Source organism: Bacillus sp. FG16, from assembly GCF_057809515.1.
Genome location: NZ_JBMDKC010000209.1, coordinates 1 through 2939, shown reverse-complemented (window position 1 = coordinate 2939; position 2939 = coordinate 1). Strand labels below are relative to the sequence as shown.

Below are 2939 nucleotides of genomic sequence, written 5' to 3'. Positions count from 1 at the left end.
CATATTATATGGTTAAGTCCTCGATCTATTAGTATTCGTCAGCTCCACATGTCACCATGCTTCCACCTCGAACCTATCAACCTGATCATCTTTCAGGGATCTTACTAGCTTACGCTATGGGAAATCTCATCTTGAGGGGGGCTTCATGCTTAGATGCTTTCAGCACTTATCCCTTCCGCACATAGCTACCCAGCTATGCCCTTGGCAGAACAACTGGTACACCAGCGGTGCGTCCATCCCGGTCCTCTCGTACTAAGGACAGCTCCTCTCAAATTTCCTACGCCCACGACGGATAGGGACCGAACTGTCTCACGACGTTCTGAACCCAGCTCGCGTACCGCTTTAATGGGCGAACAGCCCAACCCTTGGGACCGACTACAGCCCCAGGATGCGATGAGCCGACATCGAGGTGCCAAACCTCCCCGTCGATGTGGACTCTTGGGGGAGATAAGCCTGTTATCCCCGGGGTAGCTTTTATCCGTTGAGCGATGGCCCTTCCATGCGGAACCACCGGATCACTAAGCCCGACTTTCGTCCCTGCTCGACTTGTAGGTCTCGCAGTCAAGCTCCCTTATGCCTTTGCACTCTACGAATGATTTCCAACCATTCTGAGGGAACCTTTGGGCGCCTCCGTTACACTTTAGGAGGCGACCGCCCCAGTCAAACTGCCCACCTGACACTGTCTCCCGGGTCGATAAGACCCGTAGGTTAGAATTTCAATACAGTCAGGGCGGTATCCCACCAGCGCCTCCACCGAAGCTAGCGCTCCGGTTTCAATGGCTCCCGCCTATCCTGTACAAACTGTACCAAAATTCAATATCAGGCTACAGTAAAGCTCCACGGGGTCTTTCCGTCCTGTCGCGGGTAACCTGCATCTTCACAGGTACTATAATTTCACCGAGTCTCTGGTTGAGACAGTGCCCAAATCGTTACACCTTTCGTGCGGGTCGGAACTTACCCGACAAGGAATTTCGCTACCTTAGGACCGTTATAGTTACGGCCGCCGTTTACTGGGGCTTCAGTTCAGAGCTTCGCTTACGCTAACCCCTCTCCTTAACCTTCCAGCACCGGGCAGGTGTCACCCCCTATACTTCGCCTTACGGCTTCGCAGAGAGCTGTGTTTTTGCTAAACAGTCGCTTGGGCCTATTCACTGCGGCTTTCCGTTAAGAAAGCACCCCTTCTCCCGAAGTTACGGGGTCATTTTGCCGAGTTCCTTAACCAGAGTTCTCTCGCACACCTTAGGATTCTCTCCTCGCCTACCTGTGTCGGTTTGCGGTACAGGCACCTTTTATCTCGCTAGAAGCTTTTCTTGGCAGCGGGGAATCAAAGACTTCGCTCCATAAGGAGCTTCCCCATCACAGCTCAGCCTTCACGATAAGCGGATTTGCCTACTTATCAGCCTAACTGCTTGGACGTGCACAACCAATCGCACGCTTCTTCTATCCTTCTGCGTCCCTCCATTGCTCAAACGATAAAGAGGTGGTACAGGAATATCAACCTGTTGTCCATCGCCTACGCCTGTCGGCCTCGGCTTAGGTCCTGACTAACCCTGAGCGGACGAGCCTTCCTCAGGAAACCTTAGGCATTCGGTGGACGGGATTCTCACCCGTCTTTCGCTACTCATACCGGCATTCTCACTTCTAAGCGCTCCACCAGTCCTTCCGGTCTGACTTCACTGCACTTAGAACGCTCCCCTACCACTGATACCATTGGTATCAATTCGCAGCTTCGGTGGTGTATTTAGCCCCGGTACATTTTCGGCGCAGAGTCACTCGACTAGTGAGCTATTACGCACTCTTTAAATGGTGGCTGCTTCTAAGCCAACATCCTAGTTGTCTAAGCAACTCCACATCCTTTTCCACTTAATACACACTTTGGGACCTTAGCTGGCGATCTGGGCTGTTTCCCTCTTGACTACGGATCTTATCACTCGCAGTCTGACTCCTAAGGATAAGTCATTGGCATTCGGAGTTTGACTGAATTCGGTAATCCGATGAGGACCCCTAGTTCAATCAGTGCTCTACCTCCAAGACTCTTACACTTAAGGCTAGCCCTAAAGCTATTTCGGGGAGAACCAGCTATCTCCAGGTTCGATTGGAATTTCTCCGCTACCCACACCTCATCCCCGCACTTTTCAACGTGCGTGGGTTCGGGCCTCCATTCAGTGTTACCTGAACTTCACCCTGGACATGGGTAGATCACCTGGTTTCGGGTCTACGACCACGTACTAAACGCCCTATTCAGACTCGCTTTCGCTGCGGCTCCGCCTCTTCAGCTTAACCTCGCACGGGATCGTAACTCGCCGGTTCATTCTACAAAAGGCACGCCATCACCCATTAACGGGCTCTGACTATTTGTAGGCACACGGTTTCAGGATCTCTTTCACTCCCCTTCCGGGGTGCTTTTCACCTTTCCCTCACGGTACTGGTTCACTATCGATCACTAGGGAGTATTTAGCCTTGGGAGATGGTCCTCCCAGATTCCGACGGAATTTCACGTGTTCCGCCGTACTCAGGATACATTCAAGAGAGAACGAAGTTTCGACTACGGGGTTGTTACCCTCTACGACGGACCTTTCCAGGTCGCTTCGTCTACCTCGTTCCTTTGTAACTCCGTATAGAATGTCCTACAACCCCAAGAGGCAAGCCTCTTGGTTTGGGCTATGTTCCGTTTCGCTCGCCGCTACTCAGGAAATCGCATTTGCTTTCTCTTCCTCCAGGTACTTAGATGTTTCAGTTCCCTGGGTCTGTCTTCCATACCCTATGTATTCAGGTAAGGATACCATACCATTACGTATAGTGGGTTTCCCCATTCGGAAATCTTCGGATCAAAGCTTACTTACAGCTCCCCGAAGCATATCGGCGTTAGTCCCGTCCTTCATCGACTCCTAGTGTCAAGGCATCCACCGTGCGCCCTTTCTAACTTAACCAAACTAAAA

At 51.6% G+C, this 2939-nt stretch carries 1 rRNA gene; it reads right to left on the bottom strand.

Going from position 1 to position 2939, the window contains the following annotated elements:
* Window positions 1–8: 8 nt before the first annotated feature.
* Window positions 9–2930: ribosomal RNA gene (locus tag ACODS7_RS31600) — 23S ribosomal RNA — on the bottom strand.
* Window positions 2931–2939: the final 9 nt, after the last annotated feature.